Raw genomic sequence first — 4,129 nt, 5'->3', positions numbered from 1 at the left:
CGAAGGCTCAGGGGGCGGAGGATGGTCGGGCTCCTCGGTCAGCTTCGCCAAGGCCTCGTCGAGTTGGATCGACGCCGCCAAGGCCTGGATGACGCGGAGGAACTCTTCCGGTGTGGCGGTGAGATCGATCACCTCGTCGGCGCCGACCTCGGTCAAGCGCTCACGGCCCCACGGTTCGGCGGGGTCGTAGACGCCGAGCACCCGCCGGTCGCGGCGTCGCAACTCCGCCACGAGTCGCGGGGTGAGGAAGGAGGTCAGGTCTTCGGCGACCAGAACGAGGTAGTCGTCGTTGAGCGCTTCGCGCGCGTCCAGGACACGGGCGCGCACACGAGCACCGCCGTGGTCGGCGACGAACCGGTGCAGCCGCTCGGCCCAGTCGCGCGGTGAGACGACGATCGCGATCTCCGGCTCGCCCACCGCTATCCCTCCGGCGCGCCGTCGCTCGAGCCCCGCGGCCGCGACGTCGCCCCCACCGCGGCCTCGTCGGAGCCCGTCGATCGGACGAGCTCCAGGGATCCGGCGTTCACAGCGGCGGCGAGGGCCAAGGCGGTATCGGCGTCGACCGCGACGGTGACGCTGTACGCGCCGAGGCCGCCGATCGCACCGGCGGACTGATCGGACACCGCCAGGACCTCCACGGACACCGCGATGTACCGAGCGATCCCGTCGCGGACCTCGATCACGTCGACACGGTCGCCGGGCCGAAGCGCCCCGCCGACGGCGTGTGCCGCGTCCAGCGGGACGCTCATGGCGCGCAGGCCGCTGGCGGCGGCAGGCGCCCGCAGGTCGGTGCGTGTGATCAGCTCCCCGGCAGCGATGTGGTTCACGAGCACGCTGCCGACCAACTCGTCCCCATCGTGCGGGCCGATCAGCGAGTTGGCCACGTCGTCACCGACCTCGACGTCGGTGAACGTCAGTGCGTCGGACGTGAGGGCCTGGCCGGGAAGGAGGTCGTTCGCGGCGACCGCGGCGCGGAAGCTGGCGTCTCCCGCGCGCAGGAGCGCGAAGTTGGTGACCGCGGCGAGCAGCCCGGCGACGATCATCAGCACGTGACCGACAGACAGCCGGCTGGTCAGCGTCCGACGGTGCGGTCTGGTCAGGACGGCTTCCCCGGCCGCTGAGACAGCCGTCTCGTCGATCAGCGACATGCCCCCGTTCCCTCCGTGTCTTGCGGTCGCCCACCCGTACCGCGTCCGTGTCGCTGGCGATGGCGGCGCGGGACCCTACCCATGGCCGCCCAGGCGTGCGGCGGCCCGCACGATCAGCTGTGGACGTCCTCTTCGGCGGTCGCATCCGCCGGGTTGTTGGCTGGCTGCGCGGCCAGCCACTCCAGCAGTTCGTCCCGCAGGTACTTGAAGGTGCGACCGCCCGGGACGCGGTGGGCGGGCAGGATCCCTTCCCGGGACAGCCGGCGAACCGTGTCGATGTTCATGCCGAGCAACTCGGACACCATCGCTGCATCCAGAACCGGCGGGTACTCGTCGGCCACCATCAGTCGCTGACCCCCTATCCATGAACTGCACGACCCGCTGCGTGCGAGAACGCTAGGACGCGGCGTAAGAAGATGCAAGACGGCTCAACCGGTAGTGACCGTGCGCAGATCACGTTCGGCGTGGCCGGTCAGTCTCGTTGCAAGCTCACGTTCGCCACGGACGGGGCGTCACCGGTCGGCGTGGGTGACGGCCCGGATCGCCACGAACGGGATCACCCACTCCTGACCGTCCTGCGTGTGCAGCAACGCGTGATCGCGGGCCACGGCCTCCAACCGTCCCCGCAGAACGTCTCCCACGACGGCCGTGTCGACCTGCACGGCCGCCCGGTCGAGCTCGAGCTGCAGCAGCCGGGCACGGAACGTCGCCGCGCCGTCGCCCCGTCCTGTCCCCCCGGAACGAGCCCGCTCGACCACGCGTAGGGCCAAGGGCTGGTCCAAGGGAACGTCGACGGACCCAGCCCCGGTCCGGAGCCGCACGTAGTCGTTCCCGACGAACACCACCCGCCCCGTCAAGACGCGACCTCCGAGCCGAACCGCGACCGTGTCACCACGGCTACGCAGGTCGACCACGACATCGCGGAGCGACCGTGCCCGCAGCGACGCCTGGGCCGCCAGTCGTTCGCCGTCTTCGGCGTCGAAGCGGAACTCGGCGCCGATCCGCTCCCGCAGCTCCCTGGCGAGGCCGCGCAGCGCCGGGTCATCGCGCCAATCACTCACCGGTCCCGCTCCTGGCGTGCGGACAGCGCTCGATCCGGTCCGAACCGCCCGAGAGATGCCGTTCCGGTGGCACGGACGAGGCGCATACTGCATCATCCGCCGCCGGCTGTCATCGGACAGCCCCGCGATCTGGACCGCATGTGGAGACGGCCCCTCCTCACCGCCTGTTCCGGCTGGTCGCGTTCGCCTGGAGCACACCTGGCCTGCACGAAGATGCGCACGGGCGACCACCGGGGAAGCGAGCGGCACAGCGTGCTGTGGCCGCGTTGCGGGAGACGATCGGGAGTTGGCCGCCGATGGCGTCGAGGCGATCTTCTCCCGCCATCCCGGCGGAGGAGGTCGTTCGGTGACACGGTTCTCGCGTACCGCCGCCTTGACGCTTGTCGGTCTCGTGTTCACGCTCCTGGCGATCGGGAACGTCCTCACCGACACGCTCGGGTTCGACAAATCCGGGATGGAGTCGGTAGCGCTCCTTGTGCCCTACCTCGCGATCGCGGTCATCGGCGCACTCGTCGCGTCACGCCATCCACGTAACCCGGTCGGGTGGCTCCTGCTCGGGGTCGCGTTCTTCGCGGCGCTGTCGTCCGCCTCGGAGGAGTTCGTCGCGTACCTCGTTGTGGAGCGCGGCATGCGCTTCGCCGCAGCTGGCACCCTCGCCACCTTCGGTCCTCTCGGCTGGGGGATGTCGGGCGGACTGATACTGCTCGTGCTGCACCTGTTCCCCGATGGCCGTCCTCTGTCGCCGCGGTGGGCGTGGCCGTTCTGGCTCGGCGTGTTCGGGCTCGCCTGCGCCGCGTTGGCTGTTGTCCTGAGTCAGACCGTCCACGTCGGTTCCCTACAAGCGCCCGTCGTCCTCGACAACCCCGTGGGACAGTGGGTCGGCCCGACCGTGCACGGCTTCTTCGAAACAGCCGCGCTGTCGATCGCCCCGGTGGTTGTCCTCACGCCGGTCGTCGTCATCCTGCGGTACCGACGGTCGAGAGGTCATGCGCGCCAGCAGATGAAGGTGCTCGCCTACGCGATCGCCGTGGTCGTGGCGGGCCTTCCGGCTCTCGGAGCTGCTCTGACGACGCTCGGCGTGGACGCCGGCGGGATCCTGTTCGTCATCGGCATCACTCTGCTGCCCGCATCGATCGGCACGGCGATCCTCCGCCACGGGTTGTACGACATCGATGTCGTGATCAGCAAGACGGTGGTGTTCGCGGGGTTGGCGGCGTTCATCACGGGGATCTACGTCGCCATCGTCGTCGGCATCGGCACGCTCGTGGGTGCTGGTGACGAACCAAACCTGGCGTTGTCGATCGTCGCGACGGCGCTGGTGGCGGTGGCGTTCCAGCCGGTGCGCGAACGCCTGACGAAGGTCGCCAACCGTCTGGTGTACGGCAAGCGGGCCACGCCGTACGAGGTGCTGAGCCGGTTCTCATCGCACCTGGGCGAGACCGTCGCCACCGAACAGACCCTGGAGCAGATGGCCCAACTGCTCGCCGAGGGGACCGGGGCGGCGCGGGCGCAGGTGTGGTTGAAGGCCGGTGGGCAGATGCGCACGGCCGCGTCGTGGCCGGCGGACGCCGCCCCCGACCTCACGCCGGTGGTGGCCGAGGATGGGTCGTTGCCGGTGTTCGCCGAGGTCGACGTCGCGGTGCCGGTGACCCACCAGGGGCAGCTGTTGGGGGCGTTGACGGTGACGAAGAACCGTGGCGAGGGCGTCACCCCCACCGAACAGAAGCTGATCGACGATCTCGCGGCGCAAGCGGGCCTGGTGGTGCGCAACGTGCAGCTGACGGCGGATCTGTTGGCGCGTCTGGAGGAGCTGGGCGAGTCGCGTCGTCGGCTGGTGGCGGCCCAGGATGAGGAGCGGCGCCGCCTGGAGCGAGATCTGCACGACGGGGCGCAGCAGCAGCTGGTGGCGTTGAAGATCAA

The 4,129-nt window shown here is 70.1% G+C and carries 5 protein-coding genes; 1 reads left to right on the top strand and 4 read right to left on the bottom strand.

Annotated elements, in window-relative coordinates; translation table 11 throughout:
* The 4 genes from M3N57_03140 to M3N57_03125 all read right to left on the bottom strand — a co-directional run.
* Window positions 1-417 (bottom strand): hypothetical protein (locus M3N57_03140; protein MDP9021694.1); only part of this gene is annotated, 417 nt, incomplete at its 3' end.
* Window positions 418-419: 2 nt separating this feature from the next.
* The gene (cpaB, locus tag M3N57_03135) at window positions 420-1,148 is read right to left on the bottom strand and encodes a Flp pilus assembly protein CpaB (GenBank protein MDP9021693.1); all 729 of its coding nucleotides are present in this window, start codon (window positions 1,146-1,148) and stop codon (window positions 420-422) included.
* 113 nt (window positions 1,149-1,261) lie between these two features.
* Window positions 1,262-1,492 (bottom strand): helix-turn-helix domain-containing protein, encoded by a 231-nt coding sequence (locus tag M3N57_03130; protein MDP9021692.1) that lies wholly within the window; start codon window positions 1,490-1,492, stop codon window positions 1,262-1,264.
* Between the two features lie 168 nt (window positions 1,493-1,660).
* Window positions 1,661-2,209 (bottom strand): hypothetical protein, encoded by a 549-nt coding sequence (locus M3N57_03125; protein MDP9021691.1) that lies wholly within the window; start codon window positions 2,207-2,209, stop codon window positions 1,661-1,663.
* 286 nt (window positions 2,210-2,495) lie between these two features.
* On the opposite strand from M3N57_03125, the gene M3N57_03120 reads away from it, so the two are divergent.
* Window positions 2,496-4,129, top strand: a 1,634-nt coding sequence (locus M3N57_03120) for a histidine kinase (protein MDP9021690.1), incomplete at its 3' end; no start/stop codon positions are given.

This window comes from Actinomycetota bacterium, from assembly GCA_030776725.1.
Taxonomy (GTDB): Bacteria; Actinomycetota; Nitriliruptoria; order Nitriliruptorales; family JAHWKO01; genus JAHWKW01.
This window is presented reverse-complemented; position numbering and strand designations above follow the sequence as displayed.